Raw genomic sequence first — 22678 nt, forward strand, 5'->3', positions numbered from 1 at the left:
GTCGGACGGATAGGGGTGGACCCCCTGCGAGCGTCACCCGCGCTCGCCGCTCGTACGGGGAAGTGCGCTCCGCAGGTCACCGCAGGTTCTCGTTGGCGCGGGCGCTCCAGACCGCCAGCGCGGCTGCCAGGGCGCAGGCGCCGCCGAGCCACAGCACAGCCTCGAGGGCGAGCGAGTCGACGAGGACGCCGCCGGCCAGCGCGCCGAAGCCGATCGACAGATTGAACACCGCCACCCACAGGGCGGAGGCCGCCTCCACGGCGTGGGGCGCGGTCTTGATCATCCAGGTTTGCAGGCCGACCGACACGCCGCCGAACGCCAGGCCCCAGGCGATCAACAGTGCGGCCCCGCCGACCGGCCCCCGGCCGAGCACCAGGTAGAGCGGCATCGCGGCAGCCAGGGCCACGGTGATGGCCAGCACGGTCCGGTGCGGATTGCGCGCCAGCGCGGCGCCGGCGACGAAGTTGCCGACCATGCCCGCCAGCCCGAATCCGAACAGCAACGGGCCGACGAGTCGTTCGTCGATCCCCGACAGCTGCTGCAGTGCCGGGCTGACGAAGGTGTAGGCCGAGAAGTGGCCGGTCACGATCAGGAACGTCGCGAGGATGCCGACGCGTACGCCGGGGTTGCGGAACTGTTGGGCCAACAGTCGCGGACGGACCGGCTGGGACGCGGCCAACGGCGGCAGCACGGCCAGCAGCGCGAGCAGCGCGACCAACGCCAGGGCGCTCAGCGTCGCGAAGGCGAAGCGCCAGCCGGAGAAGTCGCCGAGCAGCGTGCCGAGCGGGACGCCGAAGACGTTCGCGGCGCCGACACCGCCGAAGATGATCGCGGTGGCCCGTGGCACGTTCGCGGGGGCCACGAGCCGGACGGCCAGGCCGCTGGCGACGGCCCAGAAGCCGCCGATCGCCACCCCGACGAGCACCCGGGAGGACACCAGAACGGCGAAGTTCGGCGCCAGGGCCGAGGCCACGTTGGCGAGCGTCATGAGCCCCATCAGGCCGAGCAGGAGCAGCCGCCGGTTCATTCCGCCGACGAGTACCGGCACCAGCGGTGCCGCGACTGCGGCGACCAGACTGGGCACCGTGACCATCAGCCCGGCCGTCCCTTCGGAGACCGACAGGGCCGATCCCACGGTGGTCAGCAGCCCGATCGGCAGTTGCTCGGCGGTCACCAGCAGGAACGTTCCCAGGGCCACCGCGCTGACCGCCAGCCAGTGGTTCCTCCGTGGGGCCTGTTGGTCGGTCGCCCGAGCGGCCGTCTGTTCTGTGGTCGTCACCGATACCCTCCTCCGCTCGTATGGGAGCGATCGTTCCCATACGTCGGTGACCCTAGTATGGGAACGATCGCTCCACAAGCTTGGTAGAGTGGCGGCCATGGCACGCCCCCGTCAGTTCGACGAGCAGGACGCGGTCGTCAGGGCGACCGATCTGTTCTGGCGTCGCGGTTACCACGCCACCTCGGTGCGGGATCTGGGCGCCGAACTCAAGCTCACGCCGAGCAGCCTGTACCGGACGTTCACCGACAAGCACACGCTGTTCCTGCGCACGCTCGACCACTACCGGGCCACCGAGTCCGCCCAGGCCGAGCAGCGGTTGGACGCCGCCGGCCGTCCGGTCCGCCAGGTGCTGCGGGACTGGATGCTGTGGTTGGTCTCCTGCCCCTCCGACGGCGAGGCCGGTCGCGGCTGCTTCGTGGTCAACACGGCGACCGAGCTCGGCATCACCGACGCCCAGGTCCGCCAGCGGACCGAGGCCGCCTTCGAGGTCACCCGGCAGGCGCTGCGGTCACTGCTCGAGGAAGGCTGTCACCACGGCGAACTGCCCGCCGACCTCGACACCGACGCCGCCGTGGAACTGCTGTTCACCACGGTGCTCGGGCTGCGGGTGCGCGAACGCGCCGGCCACGACCCGGCACGTCTGGCCACCACGATCGACGTCGCGATCCAGGCCCTGGGGCGTCAGGCGTAGGTGTCGCCGAACTCGCGTACGCCGTCGACGTCGAGGGTGATCCGGCTGTTGTCGGCCCACTGGCCGGTCGCGGCACGCCAGCTCGGGTCGTCCCGCTCGTCGATGGCGGTCCAGTCGTGCCGGTGGTGGCGCAGCTGGATCGGGCCGGTCGACGCGCCGGGGGCGAGGATCCCGTCGGTGAAGGTCAGTTCCACCCAGCCGGGGATCGGCGTGCCCGGCAGCGGGTAGCGGGTCGGCGTGGGGGTGGGCGTGGGCGTGCCGCCGGGCGGCGGGGACGGTGGCAGCGGCGGCGGGAAGAACGTCAGGGTGCGCTGGATCCGGTCGCAGCCCAGCGCCGCCCAGTCGCAGTTGGGCACCAGTGAGGTGTTGCCGCCCTCGAAGGTCAGGTGGTAGCGCACCCGCACGGTGGCCAGGTCGAGCGGCTCGCCGCCGGTGTTGGTGACCTGGAGGGCGTGCTGGATCTGGTTGTTCGTCGGCGACCAGTCCTGGTTGAGATAGCTGACCTTCGCCCGCCCGTACGCGGTGCGCACCGGCGTGACGGGGGAGGGGTCGGAGTAGCCGCCGAGGGTGTAGGCGCTGACGACCAGGCGGTACTCGCTGCCCGGAGCCAGGTTCGTCAGCGTAAGGGCGGTGCCGGTGGTGCTGCCGAGGGCCCGGTAGACGTGCGGGCCGAGCTGTGCCCGCACCTCGTACGTGATCGGCTCTCCGCCGCCCGGCTCGCCGACCCAGGCCGAGGGTGTCCAGGTGAGGGCGAGGCGGTGCGGCTCGTTGGCGACGACGACGGGGCTGCCGGGGGTGGTGAGCGCCGGGGTGTCGTCCGCCCGGGCGGCGCCGACGGCGAGCAGGCTCAGCAGCCCGGCGAGGGCGGCGACGGTGGTGACGCGGCGGGCACTCATGGTGACGATGCTAGAAGGTTAGATCCATGTTTATCAATCATTAGGTATCGCGTCCCCGTCACGTCCCGGCAGCGGTCAGGTCCGGAATTTACGGGAGGGAAATTGCGGGTGGCAGGGTGCCGGAGGGGCGGCGGCTTTCCGGTCGGCCGTTCCGGCACGGTGCGCAATCGCTGTCAGGACATTGATAGCAATCAGTCGATCTGGGTTCTTATCCTGACCGGGCATCACCGCCGCCCCGGCTCGACCCGCGGCCCGCCGGCCACCCGGCCGGCGGCCCTTCGCTCGTCTCCTGCGCGCCCACATCGCGAGGTGTCGAATGGTCAGTGCAATCCGTTTCCGCGCCGCCCTCGCGGCGGTGCTCGCCTGCGCCCTGGTCGTGGTGACCACGCCGGCATCGGCCTGGGCCGCCGTGCGCGACCGGGCCGCCGCCCGCGAGGAACTGCGGCAATACCTGGCCGCCCATCCCGGCGGCACGCCGATCAACGACAACGAGATCAGCTACGGCGGCGGCGCGCTCGTCGTCACCCTCCGCGCCCCGGTGGGGACGTACGGCGTGGCCGACTGCCCCCTGGGCTGGTTCTGCTTCTACGAGTGGCCCAACTACGGCTATCCCCGGGGCCGCCTCTCCGACTGCGGCCGGCAGGGCCTCTTCACCTGGCAGTGGCAGTACCGCATCGAGTCGGCCCACTACAACCTCGGCAGCGGGTCCGTCTCGTTCTACTACTACGGCACCCGCCTGTTCGACGTCGGCGCGGCGAACCGGGTCCGCAGCGACGCGAGCCCCTACCGGAACTGGGCCAACTACGTCGAGCGTCGCTGCGTCTGACCGCGCCGCCGGCACCACCACAGCTCCGGCCGCGCTCGACCCCGGCTCCGGCCATGCTCGATTCCGGCTCCGGCCGCGCTCGACCCCGGTTCCGGCCGCGCTCGGCCGCGGCGCGGACCAGCCGGGCCCTGGCTCGGACCGGCTCGGACCAGCCCCGGCCCGGCAGCTCGGCCCGGGTTCAGCCGCAGCTCCGCAGCTCGGCTCGGGTTCAGCCGCAGCTCCGTAGCTCGGTTCGGGTTCAGCCGCAGCTCGGGCCGGAGAGCGTGTCGGTGCGGCCGCGCCTGAGGAAGAGCTGATGGCCCAGGACGGAGTCGTCGACCACCCTGGTCGTCTCGTGACTGAGCAGCTGGCCGCTGCCGGGGTCGAACAGCAGCGTCTCGCGGCGGCCCTGCCGGTCGTCGGCGCTGAACGCCAGCCCCGGCCGGCCCGCGCGGTCGGGGTAGGCGCCCCGCCTCTCGATGCCGGGCGTGTCGGCGAGGTGGTGCAGCAGCGCCGACCTCTCCGCCGCGTCGAGCGGGTGGTAGCGGTTCAGTCTCGCGATCACCTGGAGGATGCCGGCGGCGTCGCGCTGTTCCGGGGGCAGGGCGCCCAACTGCCGCGCCAGATGGTCGCGCAGGTCGGCCGGGTCGGCCGGCGGGCGCGGCGGCACCTCGGTCAGGTCGCCCTCGCCGTAGCGTACGACCGACGGGTCCGGCGACCGTCGCCCGTCCGTGACCGCGGTGACGGTCCGGCGGCCGGCCAGGCGGGAGTTCCACCACAGCCGCTCCTCGCGGTACGTCCGCAGGTCGTCGGCGCCGGGCCCCACGTCCTCCGGGGACCAGACCCGCAGGCAGACGAAGGCGTACGCCCCGTCGGCGCGCGGCTCCACCAGCCGGGCGACCGACTGCGCCAGGTCGGCCAGCGGCTGCCGCGCGCCCGTGTGCTCCGTGCCGCCGGGCGAGGTCGGCGGTTCCTCCCTCGGTGGCGGGGTGGGCGACTCCCGGCGGCCGAACACCTGCGGCGGGTTCTGGGTGATGGTCGGTACGAGCACCCCGCCGAGCACGGCCACCACCCCGAGCAGGACGGTGACCCGCGCCGGCAGCCGGACCGCCGTCCGGGCCGGCGCGGCCGGGAGGTGCTCGCCGCGCGGGGCGGGGCGGGAGCGGGGCACGCGCCGCCTGCCGGGTGCCACGAGGTGGCGCGGCGCCGGTCTGCCGCGGAACAGCCGGGGGCCGGCGGCCGGTGCCCGCAGGTACGGCGCGGCGGCGTTCTCGCCGCCCGGCCGGGAGTGGAACGCCGGCTGGTTGCCCCCCGCGTCGGGCCACAGCGGCAGGGCCGGATCCGTGCCGAGCCGGGGCGCCGGGGCGGGTCCGGCGCCGTGCCGGCCCACCGGGCCGTCCACCGTCGGCGGCGCCACGGAGAGCGCCGCGTGCGGCGGCTGCCACGACAGGTCCACCTGCGTACGGGCCAGCGGGGCGCGACTGTTGGGCTGACCCGAGCGCTCGTAGCGGGACGGGTGCTCGTTGTCCAGCGCCACGATCGTCGCCGGCTGGCCACCGCCGGTGTCCTTCGCCGGGGTGACCCCGGCCAGGGGCGGCTCGGCCAGCGGGTGGAACTCGCGCCGGTACGCCTCCAGCGCCCACGCCGCCAGCACGAAGCACCACCGCCGCGCCGCGGCCGCCACGTTGTCGTAGGTGCAGCAGGTCAGCGCCTGGCACAGCAGGGAGAGCAGGTACTGCGCCCGCCACTCGGAGACCCAGTTGTCCGTCCGGGCGTACGCGTCGCCCACCTGGCGGCCGGCCTCCACCAGCTCGGCGAGCACCGGGGGCAGCCGGGGCGGGCGCCGGCTGGTCGGGAAGATGAGGTGCCGGGTCAGGGCCTCCGCCTGGTCGGGCGGCAGGTCCGCCACGTGCCGCAGCACCGTGGTCAGGACCAGGGTGGCCAGGTCCCGCGTCAGCGGCGCGGCGTCCTCGAAGGTGTTGAGGTCCACCAGGCGGAAGGTGCCGGGCACCAGCCGCTCCTCGGCGTCGCGCAGCACGAGGACGTTGCCGCCGTGCAGGTCCCCGTGGGAGTTGCCGTACAGGTAGTCGAGCTCGTCGGCGCCGAACGGTGGCCCGGCCCGCAGCGTCCGGAGGGGATTGGGCAGCACCAGCGCGCCGTCCCACACCAGCCACGGCGTCTCCGGGCCGGGCAGGCCGAGGGCGCGGACCGCGTCGTGGACGTCGTCCAGCGCGTCGAGGGCGGCGAGTTCCCGCCGGACGTACTCGGTGACGGTCGCCGTGGCGGTCTGCCGGCCGCCGCTGTTCCAGTCGTTGAGCACCCGGTCGCACACGGTGCGGATGACGGGGACGATCTCCTCGTCGTCGAGGTCGTGCAGCGTCACCATGTCGTCCGCGCCGTTGGCGACCTCCTGGAACATCAGGAAGCGCCCGTCGGCCAGCGGGTGCGGGGGATAGGGCTGGCGGACGAGGTGACGCTCGGCGAAGCCGGGGGAGGACCGCACCGCGCGCTCGTGCCGCCCGGGCTCGCGCCGGGCGGCGACGGCGGCCGGCAGCACCTTGACCAGCAGCTTGCGCCCGGTGAAGCGCCCGGGACCGCCGGGCAGCTTCAGGATGATCGTGAACAGCAGCGCCGGGGTGTAGCCGCGGGCGCGGCGGGGCCGGCGGGGGCGGTGCACCATCCCGCCCAGGTGACTGGCCCAGTCCCGCAGCGCCGCCGCGACTGTCGCATCCGGCGCGTAGCCTTCGAGGTCGTCGAGACCGTCGCCCATGTCCGTCGTTGGACCTTCCACGAGGAGTGAAAGAGGGGTGGACGAGCGGGGTGGATCGTCCGGAGGGGTGGGCGCTGGTGAGCGCGGAGGCAAAGCTACCTCAACTTTCGGGCGAACGGGGCACTAGTCGGCGCTCCGCCACGTACTTACCCAAAAGTAACCACTAGATCACCTTCGGCTGCGATTTCGGCACGATCGGTCACATCTAGCGGCCTGGATATAGAATCGGGCACCCGAGTGGGAGGCCGCGATGACGGAGTGCACCGATTCCCTGCTCAAGCGCCAGACCCGGCCCGAGATGATGGCCCTGCTGCGGGCGATGTCGGTCTGCCACACCCGGGCCCAGCGGCTGGACAACCTGCGGATGGCCCTCTCGGTCGCCCTCGGCGTCGCCGGTGCGGTGGTGGCCTTCACCGGCGTGTCGGCGACCGCCGTCACCGCGGTGGGCGCGCTCTGGGCGCTCGTCAACGCGGTGGGCCTCGCCTCCTGGTCGCGCGGGCAGATCCGGCGCGCCGCCGTCCTCCAGGAGATGTTCGACGTACGCCTCTTCGGTCTGGAGTGGAACACCGTGGCCGTGGGCGACGGGCTCAGCGCGGCGGAGGTGAGCCGGCTGGAGCGGGCCTTCCGGGGCGACGAGCAGTACCTCCGCGACTACTACGAGATCCCGCCCCTGCCCCACCCGTACGACGTGCTGGCCTGCCAGCAGCAGAACCTCGGCTGGGGCGCCCGGCTGCGCCGCCGCTACGCGTACGCCGTGCTGGCGGGCGTCGGCGCGTGGACGGCCGCCGGCGTCGTGTTCGGCGTCGCGACCGGGCTGACGGTCTCCGACCTGCTGTCGCGGTGGTTCGTCCCGTCGCTGGGCGCGCTGCTCCTCGGCCTGGAGATCTATCGGGGTCAACGGGACGTCGCCGCCGAGCGCGACCGGGCGATGTCCGTCGTGCAGCGGCACATCGCCACGGCGGTTTCCCGGGGCGACCCCGCCGCCACGACCGGCGACTCGCTGGTCCTGGCCCGGCAGGTCCAGGACCTCATCTTCCACAGCAGGCAGGTGCAGGCGCGGGTGCCCGACTGGTTCTTCCGGCGGTACCACTCCAGCGACCGGGTCGACTTCCAGGCCGCCATGGCCAGCCTCGCCGAGCTGCTGCACGCCCGGAATCCGGTCGCGAGAGCCGACTGAGACCGGCCCGCGCCAGCGACTCCGGCGACCGGCCGTCGAAGGGCGGCGTCACCGGCCCGGAGGCTGGTATTCGAGCCGCTCCCGGGTCGCCTCGTCGATCTCCTCGGCCGTCAGGATCGGGGTGACCCGCGTGTCCACCCCGCCCGCCGCCCGGATGTCGATGGCCAGCGCCGCCGCGGTCTTGTGGTCCGGCAGATCGCACACCACGTAGGTGTCGTCCGCGCCGAAACCGAAGTACATCGACTCCATCCGCCCGCCGGCGCCCTCGACCATCTTCCGGACGACCTCGACGCGTCTGCTGCCGCCGTCGGCGTTCAGCCCTCTGATCCCGTCGACCGTGTAGGTCGACTTCAACAGGAACTTCGCCACGCCGTCCTCACCTCCCGCGGATCTGTCGCCCGCGTACCGGGGCTCAGCTCGTCCCCCGCCGTTGGACCCGCTCGCCGCCCTCGACCTTCGCCCGCCCCTGGTCGCGTTCCGATCCCGCCGATCCGGTCGCGGTGCGCAGGTGCCGGGCCTTCGGCGAGTGCTCGACGGGCGAGCCCTGGTGGCCCCGCGCGCCGCTGCCCGGATGCCGCCGGCCGCGCGCCGACTCGCCGCCGGGATCGTGCTTGTTCTCCTTGTGGCTACCCATGCGCCGCGCGTACCCGGTCCGTAGGCGGCTAGTCGTCACCACAGGGCTGGCCCTCGGGACTGCGGGGCTGCCAGGAGACCGGCGTCGTCGGCGGTGGGCGGGGGCGCGGTGGGCCCCCGTGGTCACCCCGGCGCGGATGCTCGACAGCGGGAAAGCGGGCATCCGACCCGCTCCGGGCGGAAAACCGACCGACGGCACAAGATTCGGATCCGCGCCGCCGTCGATCACCGCAATCCCTGTCGCGCTACCGATAGAACGACGATTCTCCTGATCAATGTCGGTCGATAGCGTGTCGGGCAAAGGCCGTCCAGGAAAGGCGGACCATGACCGACTCCCTCACCCCACTGTCCCGGCGGATCCTGCTCGGCGCCGCCGCGGCCTCGGCGGTCACCGTCGCCGGAGCGACCGCCGCGCACGCCGCGCCACCCGCCGGGGGAGCGTCCCCGCCGCGATCCGCCCAGCCGCTCCTCGCCCGGGACCGGATCGCCACGGCGCGGCTCGCCGGCGGACCGGCCCGCTTCCAGGCCGACTTCCACGAACGCCTCGACGCCTGGCTGGCCTTCTGGTCGGCCAACTCACCCCGGAACTGGAGCACACCGGTGGAGGTCGATGGCACGGTGAGCGCGCACGGCGACGCGTTCACGCTGCACGCGATCCGGATCAGCCGCGACGACGAGACACGGGACGCCTTCGCGGCCGGCCGGGCGGACGCCGCCCACCTGGCCACCCTGGCCAGCCTGCACCACCACTTCCCGTCGGTCCGGGTCGGGACCGGCGGCGCGCTGCGGGTGACCGACGGCTCGGCTGGCTGGACCGGCTCGGCCGAGCAGGTCGCGTTCGCGGTCGCCGCCTGCCGGGAGCTGTGGGGGCTGCGCGCCGCCGAGGCGAGCGACTGGCGGGAGCACGTACGCCGGGCCGGGCATGCCGCCGACCCCGCCTCCCGTTCCGGCTGGGCGGCCTTCACCAGGGCGAGTCTGCGGCGCGGGCTGCGGACCGAATCGTACTGACCATCGGAGGTAGGACATGGCACGCAGCGAGTTCCGATTCGTCGTCGACGGCGTCGAGTTGACCACCGAACAGCAGAGCCTCATCGCCGGCGAGATCCAGAAGGCGGGCCTCAACGCGCTCTCCGTCGCCGGCAGCAAGCTGACCAACCCGCTCGCCGTCGGGCACGCCAACATCAAGCTGCGCCCCGAGTGGTACGGGCTGTGGCTGATCGACGGCCCGTTCGCCGAGGAACTCGGCCAGAAGATCAACGACCTCGGCTTCTGGATGCAGCGGTGACGCACCCCGTCCACCGGCCGGATCCGCCGGAGCGGATGTGCCCGAGCACCCCCGCGGCCAACGCCACGGTCTTCCTCGGCATGATCACTCCGGCGGGTCGGGTCGCCTACGTCACGCCGCCGCTGCCGGCCGAGGTCGCCCTCGCCCAGGCCGGCACGGACGCGCCGGTCGAGTCCCGGTACCGGCTCGCCGGCCCGTGCGTCACCGGCAGGTGCGGGTTCTGGACCGGCGAGCACTGCGGTCTGGGCGAACGGGTGGCCGCCTCGTACCGCGACACCGCCGGGCCGGCTGAGGCCGACCTGCCGCGTTGCGCGATCCGGCGGACCTGCCGGTGGTACGCCGAGCAGGGCCGCGCGGCCTGCGCCGCCTGCTCCCACGTCGTCACCGACGCCCGCTGACCATCCGGACCGCGCCCAGGCGCCCGCTGTCCCCGGCTGCCGCCGCAGCGGGTCAGCGGCCGGGCCGGCAGGAGGCCGGCCACCGTTCGACGTGCCGGTGGAATTCCGGGCGGCGGGTCGGAGGCGACGGGATGTCCGACGTTTCCGCTACCGTCGGGGGCGTCATGGAGCCGCGGTTCGGCGAGGTCATCGGGCGGGAGCACCCCGCGGGTCTGCTGCGCGCCGAGGTCGACCGGGCGGCCGCCAGCCACGGCGGTCTCGTCCTGGTCGCCGGCGAACCCGGCATCGGCAAGACCACGCTCGTCACCGCCGCCGCCCGGGAGGCCCGCCAGCGCGGCGCGCTGGTGCTCGGCGCGGCCTGCTGGGACTCCGACAGCGCGCCCGGCTACTGGCCCTGGGTGCAGGTGCTGCGCGGGCTGCGCCGCTCGCCCGACGACTGGGCGGTGGCCCGGGAGGCCGCCGAGCCGGGCCTGGCCGCCCTGCTCGGCGAGACGACCGGCGCGGCGGCCGACCGGAACATCCGCGAGGCGATCCGCGAGGCGATCGGTGGGCCGGCCGGCGGCAGCGGCGACGACCAGGCCGACCGGGAGGAGTTCGACCTCTACGACGCGGTGACCACCGCGCTGGTCGCGGTCTCCCAGCGCCGGCCGGTCATGGTCGTCCTCGACGATCTGCACTGGGCCGACCCCGCCTCGATGCGGCTGCTCGGGTTCGCCGCCCAGCACACCTGGTTCGAACGGCTGCTGCTGGTCGGCACCTACCGCGACGCCGAGGTGGAGGCCGCCGACCACCCGCTGCGCCCGCTGCTGATGCCGCTGGTGGCCAAGGCGACCAGCATCACCCTCACCGGCCTGTCCCGCGACGAGGTGGGCGCGCTGATGGCTCGCACGGCCGGCCGCGAGCCGGACGTCGACCTCGTCGACGAGGTGCACCGGCGCACCGGCGGCAACCCGTTCTTCGTGGAGCAGACCGCCCGGCTGTGGCGCACCGACGGCCAGGTGAGCACGATCGCCCCCGGCGTACGCGAGGCGGTGCGGCGGCGGCTCGCCCAACTGCCCGCGCCGGTGGTCGAGGCGCTCACCGTGGCCGCCGTGCTGGGCCGCGAGTTCCACCGCCAGGTCCTCGCGGCCGGCGCGGGCGCCCCGGCGGCGCAGGTCGACCGGCTCCTCGACCGCGCGGTGACCGCCCGGCTCGTGCTGGCCCGTGGCGGCGGCCGCTTCGCCTTCGCCCACGACCTGGTCCGGGAGACCCTCTACGACGGGATCACCGACGACGACCGGCGGTCCCGGCACGCCGCCGTGGTCCGGGCGGTCGACGGGTCGGCCGCGCTCGCCGAGCGGCTGATCCCGGCCGACCTCGCTCGCCACGCCCATCTGGCCGGCGACGCGCTCGACCCGGCCCGCGCGACCGAACTGCTGCTGGCCGCCGCGCGGGACGCGAGCGGCCGGCTGGCCGTGGACGAGTCGATCGTCCACTTCCGCCGGGCGCTGGAGGTCGCCGAGGACCCGACCCGGCGCGTGAAGATCATGGTCGAACTGGGCCAACTGCTGTACCACTGCGGCGAGAACGGTGAGGCCCAGCGACTCGTCGCCGAGGCCGCCACGCTGGCGCTGACGGTCGACGATCCGGTGGTGCTGGCCCGCGCCGCCCTCACCGTCCACCGTCACCGCCACCAGTCCGGCTCCGTGCGCACCACCGACGCGGACGGCCTGCTGCGGGAGGCGTACCGGCGGCTGATCGGCGAGCCGGACGCCACCGCCGGGGTCGGCACGCTGGTCACCGACCTGATCACCGCCACCGAGTCGCTCGCCCGGCGCGGCCACGACGACGAGGCGCTCACCTTCAGCCTGTGGGCCCGCCACGACACCACCTGGGGGCTCGGCACGGCCGCCGACCGGGCCGCCATCACCGCCGAGATCCGCGAGGTGGCGCGCCGCACCGGCGACCGGGAGACCCAGCTCTGGGCGACCTCGCTGCGCTGGGTGGCGCTGCTGGAACTCGGCGATCCGCGGTACCACGACGAACTCACCACGTTCGTGACCGGAGCCCGCGAGGGCGACGCCCGGCACCGGATCGGCGCGACCATCGACGACGGCATCATCGCCGGCTTCCGGGGCGACTTCACCCGTGCCGGCGAGCTGCTCGCCGAGCTGGACGAGCTGTCGGAGTGGGGTCAGTCCGAGTCAGCCTTCATGGGGCACCACCTGCGCTGGTCGTGGCTGCTGCTGCAGGGCCGGCACGACGAGGCCGACACGCTGCTCGACGGGCTGGACCCCGGCGACCATCCCTACCTGCCGGTGGTCCGGGCCATCACCGCGGCCGAGCGCGGCGACGGCGCGACGGCACTGCGGCTGACCGCCGGGATCGAGGCCGACGGCACCACGTACAGCCGGATGGTGGCACCCCTGTGGCTGCGGCTGCGCGCCCAGGTCGCCGCCGTGACCCGCGACCCCGACCGCTGCGCCGAGGCGCGGGAGACGCTGCGCCCGCACCGCGGGCAGTGGATGACGGCGTTGTTCGGCTGCGACGTCAGCGGCCCCGTCGACCACTGGCTGGCCGCCGTCGACGCGGCGGAGCGGCGCTGGGACGACGCGGTGGCCGGCTTCGCCGCGGCCCGCGACTCCGCCGACGCGATGGGTGCCCGACCCTGGTCGGTGCTGGCCCGCGTCGCGCTGGCCGACGCGCTGACCGGGCGCGACCGCCCGGGCGACGTGGCGGCGGCCACCACGCTGCGTGCCGCCGCCGTCCGGGACGCCGCCGCGCTCGGCATGCGCCAGGTGACCGCTCGGTCGGTCGGGGCACCCGCGCCGGCCGACCTGCCGGCGGGACGGCACCCGGCCGCCACGGACGGGCGGCGGCACGGAACCGCCGTGCCGGTCCCGGCCGCCGCACCGATGCCGGCCGCTGTGCCCGCACCGGTACCGGCCGCCGGGGCCGCGCCGGTGGCGTCGGGGCCGCAGGGGTCGGTCCCGTCCGCCGGGTCCGTCGTCGGGCAGCCGCCGGTCGAGGCGTACGAGTTCCGCCGCGACGGCCCGGTCTGGCAGCTCGGCTACGCCGGCACCATCGTGCACCTGCCCGACGCCAAGGGCCTGCACGACCTGCACCTGCTGCTGGGCCGGCCCGGCGTCGACGTGCCCGCCGTCGAACTGCTCGACCCGGCCGCCGGCCCGGAACTCGTCGCCGCACGCCGGATGGGCGGCGACCCGGTCCTCGACGACGAGGCGAAGTCCCGCTACCGGCGCCACCTGGCCCGGCTCGACGCCGAGATCGACCGCGCCGCCGGGCGCGACGACGAGGCGAAGGTGGCCGCCCTCGACGCCGAGCGGGCGGCCCTGCTCGCGGAGTTGCGCGCCGCCGCCGGGCTCGCCGGCCGCAGCCGCCGCCTCGGCGACGAGGCCGAACGCGCCCGCAAGACGGTGACCGCCCGCATCCGCGACGTGCTGCGCAAGCTCGACGACCGGCACCCGGCGCTCGCCGCCCACCTGCGCGACACCGTCTCCACCGGCGGCACCTGCCGCTACCTCCCGCCCGAGCCGCTTCCTTGGCGCCTTTGATCTGACGACGCCCGATGCGTGCGGGAGGGCGTCGGGGCCCCCGACGACGGTCAATGGTGCGTGACCACCAAGAACACACCCGTCGAGGGCCTCACCGAGGCGTTCGCCACGGCCACCGGCGCGCAGCAGGTCCATACCGTCCCTGTGCCGGTGCCCAGGGCGGCCATCACCAGGGCAGCGGGCCGTCCTCGCTGAAGAACCCGGCGGTCGGCCCGTCCGCGCCGAGCGTGGCCAGGCGCACCAGCACCGCGGCGCCCTGCGCGGGCGTGAGATGCCCGGTGTGGTTGTTGATATCCGTGTCGACGTAGCCGGGGGCGGCGGCGTTGACGAGGATGCCGTCCTTCCGCAGCTCGTTGGCGTACTGCACGGTCAACGAGTTCAGCGCGGTCTTGGAGGGCGTGTACGCGGCCGACGGCAGCAGCGCCGCGAACGGGCCGTCCGGGTCGCTGGTGAGGGTCAACGACGCGGCGTGACTGCTGACGTTGACGATGCGCGGCGCCGGCGAGCGCCGCAGCAGCGGGAGCATGGCGTTGGTCACGGCGACCACCCCGAACACGTTGGTCTCGAACACCGCCCGGACCATGTCCAGGTCGACGGAGCTGGGAACCTGGTCGGTGGCGTCGGCGGGCGAGACCTGCCCGGAGCCGGTGATGCCGGCATTGTTGATCAGCACGTCGAGGTGGCCGAAGCGCTCCTCGACCTGCCGGGCGGCCGCCCGAACGGTGGCCGCGTCGGCGACGTCCAGGGTGATCGCGTGGGCGTCGCCGCCTGCCGCGCGCAGCGCCGAGGCGGCCTCCTCGCCGCGCCGCGGGTCTCTGGCACCGATCAGGACCGTCATCCCCAGCGCGGCGAGTTGCTCGGCGGCCGCGCGGCCGATCCCCTTGTTCGCCCCGGTGATCAGCGCGACCGTCCGGTGTGTGGTGTGCTCGTTCACGACCAGGCTCCCTCTTCGTGGAGTTGCGTGCCGCACGGATCGTTCGCGCGGCGTCCCTACGGACATGGAGATGGCGGCGTTCCACTTCCTGTGACAGCGCGATGGCGAGACGCGCGTCACCGGTCAGGGGCGTCACAGGATGGTGGACACCGGCGTCTGGTGGGTGGCACGGACGGAAGCGGACAGGCAGGAGCCAGCCATGAGCGAGCAGGGCGAGCGAGCAACGGACGCCGGCGGGTTGCCGGCTGGTGGCGATCCCATGGTGTCCGCGACCGACGCGTTCCTCGCCCACCGCAACCTGCTGTTCACCGTCGCCTACGAGATGCTGGGCTCGGCCGTCGACGCGGAGGACGTCCTGCAGGAGACCTGGTTGCGGTGGGTCGGCGTCGACCTCGACGCCGTGCGGGATCACCGTGCGTACCTGTTCCGAATCACCACCCGCCAGGCGCTCGACCGGTTGCGGACGCTGCGCCGCCGCAGGGAGTCCTACGTCGGTCCATGGTTGCCCGAGCCGCTGCTGACCGCGCCCGACGTGGCCGAGGACGTCGAGCTGGCCGACAGCGTCTCGATGGCGATGCTGCTGGTGCTGGAGACCCTCACGCCGACCGAACGGGCGGTGTTCGTGCTGCGCGAGGTTTTCGATCTGGGATATGACGAGATCGCGGGAGCGGTCGACAAGAGCCCTGCCGCGGTCCGCCAGATCGCCCACCGGGCACGGGGACACGTCGCCGCGCGGCGACCTCGCGGGGCGGTTTCGCCGGGCCAGGCCCGAGACGCGCTCGTCGCGTTCCAGCGGGCGATCGAAACCGGCGACCTGCAACACCTGCTCGACATCCTCGCGCCGGACGTCGTCCTCCTGACCGACGGTGGTGGGATCGTGCGGGCCGCGGTGACGCCCGTCGTGGGCGCAGACACGGTGGCCCGGCTGCTCGCCGCCGGGTCGGGCAGGATCGCCGACAGGCTGTCGCCGCGGCCGGTACAGGTCAACGGTCACCCGGCGCTCATACTTCGGCGTGACGGCGAGATCGACACCGTCGTGGCGGTGCGCATCGACGACGGCCTCGTCACGGGGCTGTACGCCGTACGTAATCCCGAGAAGCTGTCGCGTGTCGATCGGGAGATCGCCTTGAGCCGCTGAACGTCAGCGCGATGATGATCGGCAACGCCGGTAGACCCCGCACCCCTCCGCGGTGCCTTGCTGACTGAGAGACCAGGAGGGTAGATGCGAGATCCGCATGGCACGGGGTTCGACGACTTCGTCCGCGGCGCTGAGCTACCGGGTCGGCGCCGGGCGGTGGCACGACGCCGGGCGCGGCGCGGCGCTGCTCCCCGCCGACGCCACCCAGGTACGCGTCACCACCGCCGGCGGCACGACCACCACCGTCCCGGTCGACTCCTAGCCGGCCACCGCATCGGCGGCGGGCACCGTCACCTCCGTGGCGGTGCCCGTCGCCGGTGCGGATCAGCGGCGGTTGTAGCGGTACATCGTCAGGGTGCCGAAGACGACCACGAACGCGGCGCTCCACGCCAGCGTCCACATCGTGCTCGACGCGTCCGACGCCCCCGACATCACCGCCCGCACCGACGCCACGAGCTGGGTGATCGGGTTGACCTTCACGAACGCCTGCAACCAGCCGGGCATGGTGGCCGGCTCGACGAAGACGTTGCTAAGGAAGGTGAGCGGGAACAGCACCATCATGCTGACCCCCATCACCGACTTCTCGCTGCGCAGCACCAGGCCGAAGAACGTCCACACCCAGGAGAACGCGAACGAGAAGACCACCAGCAGGCCGATGCCGCCCAGCACCCCGAGCAGCCCGCCGTCGGGGCGGAAGCCCAGCGCCAGCCCGACGCCGAGGATGACCACGGCGGCCAGCACGTAGCGCAGCACGTCGCCGAAGATCATGCCGACCAGCGCGGCGGGCCGCCACACCGGCAGCGTCCGGAACCGGTCGAAGACGCCCTTCTCGATGTCGGTGTTCAGGCCGACCCCGGTGTACATGGTGATCATCACGACGCTGGTCACCATGATCCCCGGCAGGAAGAACTGCAGGTAGTCGCGCGGGCTGTCGGCGAGGGCGCCGCCGAACAGGTACGTGAACATCAGCACCATGATGATCGGGAACGCCGTCACGTCGAACAGCTGCTCCGGCACGTGCTTGATCTTCAGCATGGCGCGCCAGCCGAACGTCAGCGACGCCGACAGCGGGCTCGGTCGGGCCGGCCGGGCGCCGGGCGCGAGGACGGTCGACAGCGCCTCCGCCGAGGGTACGTAGACCGACGGCGCCGGCCCGGTCGTGGTGGTGGCGTTGCTGCTCATCGGGCTGCCTCCAGCTGCTCGTCCCGCTCGTCGGCGCCGACCGCCGGGTGGTCGGTCAGGGCCAGGAAGACCTCGTCCAGGCTGGGCTGGCCGAGGGAGAAGTTGTCCACGACGATGCCGGCGCGGGCCAGGTCGCCGAGCACCCGGGCGGCCTGCTCGCTGGCGTCGAGCTCGCCGCCCTCGCCGCCGACCCGGGCGGTCAGCGCCACCGGGTCGGGTTCGAGCTGCACCGGCACGTCCAGCGCCGCGCGCAGCAGCCGCTCCGCGTCGGGCCGCTGGTGCGCGTCGCGCAGTCGCAGGTGGACGGTGCCGGACCCGACGGACGCCTTCAGCTCGCCCGGGGTGCCCTCCGCGATCACCCGGCCGTGGTCGACCACCGCGATCCGGCCGGCCAGCTGGTCGGCCTCGTCCAGGTACTGCGTGGTCAGCAGCACCGTGGTGCCGTGCGCCACCACCGCCCGGACGATCTCCCACACCTGGTTGCGGCTGCGCGGGTCCAGACCCGTCGTCGGCTCGTCCAGGAACAGCAGGTCCGGGGTGTTGAGGATGCTCGCCGCGATGTCGATGCGCCGCCGCATGCCGCCCGAGTACTTCTTGACCTGCCGCTCGGCCGCGTCGGTCAGCCCGAACGCGGCGAGCAGGCCCTCGGCCCGCTCCCGGGCGGCCGGCTTGCGGTGCCCGAGCAGCCGGCCGAGCAGGATCAGGTTCTCCAGCCCGGTCAGGTCCTCGTCCACGGAGGCGTACTGGCCGGTGAGGCTGACCCGGGCCCGCACGGCGTCGGCCTCGTCCACCACGTCGTGCCCGAACACCCGCGCCCGCCCGCCGTCCGGGCGCAGCAGCGTCGCCAGCACCCGTACCGCCGTGGTCTTGCCGGCCCCGTTGGGGCCGAGTACCCCGTAGACGGTGCCGGCGGGCACCGTGAGGTCCAGGCCGTCCAGCGCCCGGGTGTCCCCGAACGACTTGGCCAGGCCCTCGGCCTCGATGGCCGGGCCGGTGCTGCGTCTATTCATGATCCCTACCCTTTCCTTCGCGAAACTGTCAGGAGACGTACGGGCGCGCGGCGCGGCCGTCGCGCAGTGCCAGGCCCCACCAGCACAACTGGTCGAGCAGGACGCGGGCGGCGCGGCGTAGCTGGTCGGTGGCCAGCGGAGTCGGCTCGCCGCAGAGCAGGTCCACGCCGACGACGTCGCGCATCGTGACGGCGTGCAGGGCGGTGAAGACAGTCCGGAGCTGGTCGACCGCGTGCAGGCCGAACGAACCACAGCCGTACGACACGAAACCGACCGGCTTGGCCTGCCACTCGTCGTACGCGTAGTCGATCGCCTGTTTCAACGACGCGGGGAAGCTGTGGTTGTACTCCGGGGTGACCACGACGAACGCCTCCGCCCGGCCCACCTCTTCGGCGAACGACCGCATCGCCGGGGTCGCCTCCGCCGGATAGCCGGCGGGGAAGTCGTAGTCGGCGAGGTCGACCACCGTCACCGCCAGCCCGTGGTGCCGCTCCGCCCGGTCGACGAACCAGCGGGCGACCCGGTCGCCCGCCCGGCCCTCCCGCGTGCTGCCGATGATCACGGCGAGCCGCAGTGCCTCCATGGTTCCTCCTCCCGGCTGCTCCGGTCCCACCCGACAGGCGCGAGACGGCGCCCGGCGGTCCGCGAGATCCGATCTGGCGGCCCCGCCAGGCGCCGCCGCGCGCGCCGGAGTGTCGGTGGTGGCTGCTTGACTGCACCCGAAGGAAGAGGGGGACCCGATGACCGACGTGCGCATCGAGCCGTGGCGCGAAGACGACCTCGACCTGCTGCGGCGGCTCAACACGCCGGAGATCCGGGCGCACACCGGAGGCCCGGAGACCGAGGAGCAGGTCGTCGCCCGGCACGGGCGCTACGTGCGCTTCGGCGACACCGGCCAGGGCCGCATGTACGCCGTGGTGCTGCCCGACGGGGCCCGGGTGGGCAGCGTCGGCTACTGGGAGCGCGAGTGGCGTGACCAGCGGGTCTACGAGCTGGGCTGGGCGATCCTGCCCGGATGGCAGGGCCGGGGCCTGGCGACCGCGGCGGTGCGCGCGGCGGTGGCGGTGGCCCGCGCCCGGCGGACCCACCGCTACGCGCACGCCTACCCGTCGGTCGACAACGCCCCGTCCAACGCGGTCTGCCGCAAGGCGGGCTTCACCCTGCTCGGCGAGACGGAGTTCGAGTTCCCGCCCGGGCACCTCATGCGCTCCAACGACTGGCGGATCGACCTGACCGCGTAGCCCGGCAGGCGCGGCCCGCACCGACCGGGCCGCGGGGCCGGCTACGAGGCCGCCGGGCCGGCCAGAGGGCCGCCGGGCGGGTGGCACACGGCGGCGCCCGGCGGGCCGCGTCGGCGGCGAACCGCCGCTGGGCCGGCCGCCGGCCGACAAGGCGGGCCCGGGGGAGACGTACGGACGCTACGGACAGTACCCGGGCAAGCACGACCGGCTGTCCCTCTACTCCGACGGGAACACGGTGCTGGGCGCCGCGGCCGATCCCGTTCCACGGCGGGCCTGCCCGCGACCGGAGGGTCGCGGGCGGGCCCGTCTTCCGAGGGCAGGCGGGAGCGGACGGGTCAGCGGGTCACCAGGGCAGCACGCCGTAGCCCCCGCCGGCGTCCATCTGGTGGCCCCAGAGCAGCCCGGTCGGCCCGTCCGCCGGCAGCGTCGCCAGGTGCACGCTCACCTCCGCGCCCTGCTCCGCCGTGCGGAAGCCGCTGTGCCCGTTCAGGTCGGTGGCGCAGTAACCCGGATTCGCCGCGTTCACCTTGATCGGGGTGTCCCGCAGCTCCTTGGCGTACATGGCGGTCAGCATGTTCAGCGCCGCCTTCGACGACGGGTACGGCACCGAGGTCAGCGCGAAGAAGGCGCCCTGTGGGTTCGTCATCAGCGCGATGGAGCCGACCTCGCTGGAGACGTTCACGATCCGCGCGGCCGGCGCCCGGCGCAGCAGCGGCAGCAGCGCGTTGGTCACCGCCACCACGCCGAACACGTTCGTCTCGTAGAGCCGGCGCAGCGTGTCGACGGTGGTCTCGCTCGGCAACCCCCGGTCGCCGTCGGCGAGCGCGATGCCGGCGTTGTTGACCAGCACGTCGAGCCGGCCGTACCCGTCCTCGACCAGTTTGGCGGCCCGCGCCACGGACTCCGCGTCGGTCACGTCCAGCGGCACGTGGCGGGCGTCGACCCCGCCGTCGCGCAGCTCCCGCTCGGCGGCCCGTCCCCGTTCGGCGTCCCGGGCGCCGAGCAGCACGGTCATCCCGCGCGCGCCGAGCTGCCGGGCGGTGGCGAGGCCGATTCCCCTGTTCGCCCCGGTGACCAGGGCGATCATGTTCGTCGTCATGTCGTCGAGCCTGCCCACGGGGCGGGGCGCCGGGGAGAGACCGGCCGAGGCTGGGACCGGCGGTACCACCCTCGCCGCCGGCGCGTACGGCAGGCTGGAGGGCATGACGACCACCGGGCTGCGCCGCGACGAGCTGGCGGCCTTCCTGCGTACCCGCCGCGCCCGCCTGCGCCCCGCCGAGGTCGGCCTGCCCGACGGGGTACGCCGCCGCATTCCCGGCCTGCGCCGGCAGGAGGTGGCCCAGCTCGCCGGGATGTCGGTCGACTACTACATCCGACTGGAGCAGGGCCGCGGCCCGCACCCGTCCGGGCAGGTGCTGGCCGCGCTGGCCCGGGCGCTGCTGCTCACCCGCGACGAGCGCGCGTACCTGTTCCGGGTCGCCGGGCAGAGCCCGCCGCCGACGCCCGGGCCGAGCCGGGAGGTGGACCCGGGGCTGCGGCACCTGATCGACGCGATGGCGGACACCCCGGCGTACGTGGTCGACGCCCGGTACGACGTGCTGGCCTGGAACCGGCTGGCCGAGCACTTCGTCGGGGACCTGTCGGCGGTGCCCGACGCCGAACGCAACATGATCCGCTGGATGTTCCGGCGGTCCGCCGGCGACGCGCACTGGTCCGACCCGGACACGCTGCGCTTCGTCCGCGGCACGGTCGCCGACCTGCGCGCCGCCTACGGCCGCTACCCGACCGACCGGGGCCTCGCGGAGCTGGTCACGGAGCTGCTCGGCACCTCGCCCCGGTTCGCGCGGTTCTGGGCCGAGCACGACGTCGAGGAACGCCGCCCGGTGGTCAAGCGGGTGGCGCACCCGCAGGCCGGGCCGCTGGAGTTCGAGTGCCGGGTGCTGAACGTGCCGGAGACCGGCCAGCGGGTGATCGTCTACGTCCCCGAGCCGGGTTCGCCCACCCACGCGGCGTTCCGCCGGCTCGCCGAGCGCGTCGCCGCCTGATCCGACCGGCGGCCCACCAGCCCCTCCCCGCGCGCCGAGCGCCGGTAGAGCACGCTGTGCCGGTCCCGGCTGCGCAGCACGAGGCCGGAACGGAGCAGCACGCCCAGGTGGTAGGAGACGGTCGCCGGGGCCAGCCGGTGCCGCTCGCTGAGCTGCCGGGTGGACCGGGGCACGTCCAGGTCCGCCAGGATCGCCGCCCGGCTCGCGCCGACCAGCTCACCGAGCCCGTCCCGGTGCTGGCCCGCCCGACCGGCGCCGACCGGGTAGACCAGCACCGCGTTGCCCGCGTCGCAGAGCTGCGTCGAGATCCGCGGCCAGGCCAGCACCGACGGCGCGAGCACCAGTTCCGCCCCGGCCAGCGCCGTGGTGATCCGGTACGAGCTGTCGATGGTCAGCGCCCGGCCGGTCCAGGCCACCCTCGGGTGCAGGCTGTTCAGCACGCTGCCCACCCCCGTGGTCGCCATCGCGGTGGCCCGCAGTGCCAGCTCCGCCTCCAACGTGGCCCGCAGCGCCGGCCACTGGTCGGCCAGCGCGGCCCGCCAGAAGTGCCGCAGCCCGTCGGCGACCCGCCGGGCGAGGGTGCCGTCCTCGACCGCCGCGCGGACGGGCGCCGGCATCCGGCCGGCCGGGAACCGCTCGTGCACCTGGACGGCCACCTCGCCGGCCGGCGTCGCGGCGGTCTGCGCCAACTGTTCGTCGAGGACGGCGTCGGGCGGGCCCAGCGGCGGCTTCGGCGTGAGCAGGTCCGGCGTGTAGCCGACCCGGCCGGGCGGCGTGACCAGCTGCGCGACCAGGGCCACGTCGCGGTGCCGCAGCGCGGCGCGGGCGGCCGGGCCGGGATCGCCGTGCACCGGGTGCCCGAAGCGCGACAGCGCGGCCTGCAGCCACGACGTCACCTCCGCCGCCGGTGAGGTCGCCAGGCGGAGCCGGGCGAGAGTCGGGCCGTCCAGATGCGCGACCAGCACAGGCGGATCGTACCGCCGGCCACGCTCGCGCAGAGCCGGCGTTCGATCCGGTTCGAATCACTGGCCGGGCGTGCCGCGGGCGGGGTTGGCTGCCCCGGCAGACCCACCCGTCGCGAAGGAGCACCCGATGCGCCCACCCGCCGCCGCCCGTACCGCCGCTCGGCTCGGCCGTACCCTCGCCCTGGTCGGGCTCGCCGCCGGCCTGCTGACCGCGACCGTCTCGGCCGCCGCTCCCGGCGGCGCGACGGCCGCGGGCGGCGACGCCACCGCCCACGGCTGCGAGCGCGCCTTCGACCGCGCCGTCCGGGCGTACGTGGACACCACCGCCCGGCGCGACCTGGACGGCTTCGCCGCGCTGCTGCACCCCGACGTCACCTCCGTCTTCGCCTCGGACGGGGAGGTCCTGGACGGCAAGCAGGCCACCGTGGACTGGCTGCGCGGGTTCTTCGCCGACGACTCCTGGACCCAGTCGTTCAGCGTCGCCAAGCGGACCGTGGTGGGTTGCCGCACCGGGTTCGTGCTGTTCGACTCCGTGTACGCCGTGCCGGCGACCGGGACCCGGGTTCCGCTGCTGATCGGGGTGAGCTACACGTACCAGCACGGCCGGTGGCTGGTGCTGCAGAACCAGGACTCGGTGGGCCGGATCTGACCCGGGGGCCGCCAGCGGGGGGGGGC

At 74.3% G+C, this 22678-nt stretch carries 23 protein-coding genes; 12 read left to right on the forward strand and 11 right to left on the reverse strand.

All coding sequences use genetic code 11. The features are described from left to right. Positions 1 to 76 precede the first annotated feature (76 nt). Complete coding sequence (locus tag ACSNOB_RS09730) at positions 77 to 1279, reverse strand: MFS transporter (RefSeq protein ID WP_436686260.1); 1203 nt, start codon at positions 1277 to 1279, stop codon at positions 77 to 79. A gap of 97 nt (positions 1280 to 1376) precedes the next feature. On the opposite strand from ACSNOB_RS09730, the gene ACSNOB_RS09735 reads away from it, so the two are divergent. After that, positions 1377 to 1970 carry a TetR/AcrR family transcriptional regulator gene (locus ACSNOB_RS09735; protein WP_436686261.1) on the forward strand — a complete coding sequence of 198 codons (594 nt, stop codon included), beginning with the start codon at positions 1377 to 1379 and terminating at the stop codon, positions 1968 to 1970. Here ACSNOB_RS09735 and ACSNOB_RS09740 read toward each other — a convergent pair. Further along, positions 1961 to 2866: a cellulose binding domain-containing protein gene (locus ACSNOB_RS09740; protein ID WP_436686263.1), complete on the reverse strand. Its 906-nt coding sequence runs from the start codon at positions 2864 to 2866 to the stop codon at positions 1961 to 1963. The two genes, ACSNOB_RS09735 and ACSNOB_RS09740, sit on opposite strands and share 10 nt — an antisense overlap. Before the next feature lie 316 nt (positions 2867 to 3182). Between ACSNOB_RS09740 and ACSNOB_RS09745 the strand changes: the two genes are divergently transcribed. Then, positions 3183 to 3692 carry a peptidase inhibitor family I36 protein gene (locus tag ACSNOB_RS09745; protein ID WP_436686264.1) on the forward strand — a complete coding sequence of 170 codons (510 nt, stop codon included), beginning with the start codon at positions 3183 to 3185 and terminating at the stop codon, positions 3690 to 3692. Between the two features lie 238 nt (positions 3693 to 3930). On the opposite strand, the gene ACSNOB_RS09750 is transcribed toward ACSNOB_RS09745, so the two are convergent. Then, positions 3931 to 6441, reverse strand: a complete 2511-nt coding sequence (locus ACSNOB_RS09750; protein WP_436686265.1) for a hypothetical protein — start codon at positions 6439 to 6441, stop codon at positions 3931 to 3933. A gap of 250 nt (positions 6442 to 6691) precedes the next feature. Between ACSNOB_RS09750 and ACSNOB_RS09755 the strand changes: the two genes are divergently transcribed. Then, positions 6692 to 7618 (forward strand): S-4TM family putative pore-forming effector, encoded by a 927-nt coding sequence (locus ACSNOB_RS09755; RefSeq protein ID WP_436686267.1) that lies wholly within the window; start codon positions 6692 to 6694, stop codon positions 7616 to 7618. A 48-nt stretch (positions 7619 to 7666) separates the two neighbouring features. On the opposite strand, the gene ACSNOB_RS09760 is transcribed toward ACSNOB_RS09755, so the two are convergent. Together ACSNOB_RS09760 and ACSNOB_RS09765 are read right to left on the reverse strand one after the other, a co-directional pair. Beyond that, positions 7667 to 7987, reverse strand: a complete 321-nt coding sequence (locus ACSNOB_RS09760; protein ID WP_436686268.1) for a GYD domain-containing protein — start codon at positions 7985 to 7987, stop codon at positions 7667 to 7669. Positions 7988 to 8030: 43 nt separating this feature from the next. Next, entirely contained in the window at positions 8031 to 8252 is a 222-nt protein-coding gene (locus ACSNOB_RS09765; protein ID WP_393102673.1) for a hypothetical protein, read from the reverse strand. 323 nt (positions 8253 to 8575) lie between these two features. Between ACSNOB_RS09765 and ACSNOB_RS09770 the strand changes: the two genes are divergently transcribed. The 4 genes from ACSNOB_RS09770 to ACSNOB_RS09785 all read left to right on the forward strand — a co-directional run bounded on the left by ACSNOB_RS09770 (position 8576) and on the right by ACSNOB_RS09785 (position 13488). After that, on the forward strand, positions 8576 to 9259 hold the full coding sequence (locus ACSNOB_RS09770) for a hypothetical protein (RefSeq protein ID WP_436686269.1): 684 nt from the start codon (positions 8576 to 8578) through the stop codon (positions 9257 to 9259). Positions 9260 to 9275: 16 nt separating this feature from the next. Then, positions 9276 to 9536 (forward strand): hypothetical protein, encoded by a 261-nt coding sequence (locus ACSNOB_RS09775; protein ID WP_091097231.1) that lies wholly within the window; start codon positions 9276 to 9278, stop codon positions 9534 to 9536. Then, complete coding sequence (locus ACSNOB_RS09780) at positions 9533 to 9934, forward strand: hypothetical protein (RefSeq protein ID WP_436686270.1); 402 nt, start codon at positions 9533 to 9535, stop codon at positions 9932 to 9934. Before ACSNOB_RS09775 ends, ACSNOB_RS09780 begins: the two co-directional genes overlap by 4 nt. Before the next feature lie 164 nt (positions 9935 to 10098). After that, positions 10099 to 13488 (forward strand): ATP-binding protein, encoded by a 3390-nt coding sequence (locus ACSNOB_RS09785; RefSeq protein WP_436686271.1) that lies wholly within the window; start codon positions 10099 to 10101, stop codon positions 13486 to 13488. Positions 13489 to 13654: 166 nt separating this feature from the next. Here the strand turns inward: ACSNOB_RS09785 and ACSNOB_RS09790 are convergent, their stop codons facing one another. Further along, the gene (locus tag ACSNOB_RS09790) at positions 13655 to 14422 is read right to left on the reverse strand and encodes an SDR family NAD(P)-dependent oxidoreductase (protein WP_436686272.1); all 768 of its coding nucleotides are present in this window, start codon (positions 14420 to 14422) and stop codon (positions 13655 to 13657) included. A gap of 259 nt (positions 14423 to 14681) precedes the next feature. On the opposite strand from ACSNOB_RS09790, the gene ACSNOB_RS09795 reads away from it, so the two are divergent. After that, entirely contained in the window at positions 14682 to 15560 is an 879-nt protein-coding gene (locus tag ACSNOB_RS09795) for an RNA polymerase sigma-70 factor (RefSeq protein WP_436686287.1), read from the forward strand. A gap of 97 nt (positions 15561 to 15657) precedes the next feature. Next, complete coding sequence (locus ACSNOB_RS09800; RefSeq protein WP_436686273.1) at positions 15658 to 15822, forward strand: hypothetical protein; 165 nt, start codon at positions 15658 to 15660, stop codon at positions 15820 to 15822. A 62-nt stretch (positions 15823 to 15884) separates the two neighbouring features. Here the strand turns inward: ACSNOB_RS09800 and ACSNOB_RS09805 are convergent, their stop codons facing one another. The 3 genes from ACSNOB_RS09805 to ACSNOB_RS09815 are packed head-to-tail and all read right to left on the reverse strand — an operon-like array spanning position 15885 to position 18335. Continuing rightward, a complete protein-coding gene (locus tag ACSNOB_RS09805) occupies positions 15885 to 16742 on the reverse strand; it encodes an ABC transporter permease (protein WP_393102668.1) in 858 nt (285 codons plus the stop codon). Further along, positions 16739 to 17752 (reverse strand): ATP-binding cassette domain-containing protein, encoded by a 1014-nt coding sequence (locus ACSNOB_RS09810; protein WP_436686274.1) that lies wholly within the window; start codon positions 17750 to 17752, stop codon positions 16739 to 16741. The genes ACSNOB_RS09805 and ACSNOB_RS09810 overlap by 4 nt, the downstream gene beginning before the upstream one ends. A 28-nt stretch (positions 17753 to 17780) precedes the next feature. Further along, positions 17781 to 18335, reverse strand: coding sequence for an NADPH-dependent FMN reductase (locus ACSNOB_RS09815; protein WP_436686275.1), 555 nt, complete (start codon positions 18333 to 18335; stop codon positions 17781 to 17783). A 157-nt stretch (positions 18336 to 18492) separates the two neighbouring features. Here ACSNOB_RS09815 and ACSNOB_RS09820 point away from each other — a divergent pair, with 157 nt between their 5' ends. After that, positions 18493 to 18993 (forward strand): GNAT family N-acetyltransferase, encoded by a 501-nt coding sequence (locus ACSNOB_RS09820; RefSeq protein WP_436686277.1) that lies wholly within the window; start codon positions 18493 to 18495, stop codon positions 18991 to 18993. Between the two features lie 343 nt (positions 18994 to 19336). Here the strand turns inward: ACSNOB_RS09820 and ACSNOB_RS09825 are convergent, their stop codons facing one another. Continuing rightward, complete coding sequence (locus ACSNOB_RS09825) at positions 19337 to 20092, reverse strand: SDR family oxidoreductase (RefSeq protein ID WP_436686278.1); 756 nt, start codon at positions 20090 to 20092, stop codon at positions 19337 to 19339. A 103-nt stretch (positions 20093 to 20195) separates the two neighbouring features. Between ACSNOB_RS09825 and ACSNOB_RS09830 the strand changes: the two genes are divergently transcribed. Then, complete coding sequence (locus ACSNOB_RS09830; protein ID WP_436686280.1) at positions 20196 to 21038, forward strand: helix-turn-helix transcriptional regulator; 843 nt, start codon at positions 20196 to 20198, stop codon at positions 21036 to 21038. On the opposite strand, the gene ACSNOB_RS09835 is transcribed toward ACSNOB_RS09830, so the two are convergent. Then, positions 20969 to 22003 carry a DUF5937 family protein gene (locus ACSNOB_RS09835; protein ID WP_436686282.1) on the reverse strand — a complete coding sequence of 345 codons (1035 nt, stop codon included), beginning with the start codon at positions 22001 to 22003 and terminating at the stop codon, positions 20969 to 20971. The two genes, ACSNOB_RS09830 and ACSNOB_RS09835, sit on opposite strands and share 70 nt — an antisense overlap. A gap of 127 nt (positions 22004 to 22130) precedes the next feature. On the opposite strand from ACSNOB_RS09835, the gene ACSNOB_RS09840 reads away from it, so the two are divergent. Next, the gene (locus ACSNOB_RS09840; protein WP_436686284.1) at positions 22131 to 22652 is read left to right on the forward strand and encodes a nuclear transport factor 2 family protein; all 522 of its coding nucleotides are present in this window, start codon (positions 22131 to 22133) and stop codon (positions 22650 to 22652) included. Positions 22653 to 22678: the final 26 nt, after the last annotated feature.

Origin of the sequence: Micromonospora sp. URMC 106 (assembly GCF_051386395.1) — a bacterium.
Classification (GTDB): Bacteria; Actinomycetota; Actinomycetes; order Mycobacteriales; family Micromonosporaceae; genus Micromonospora.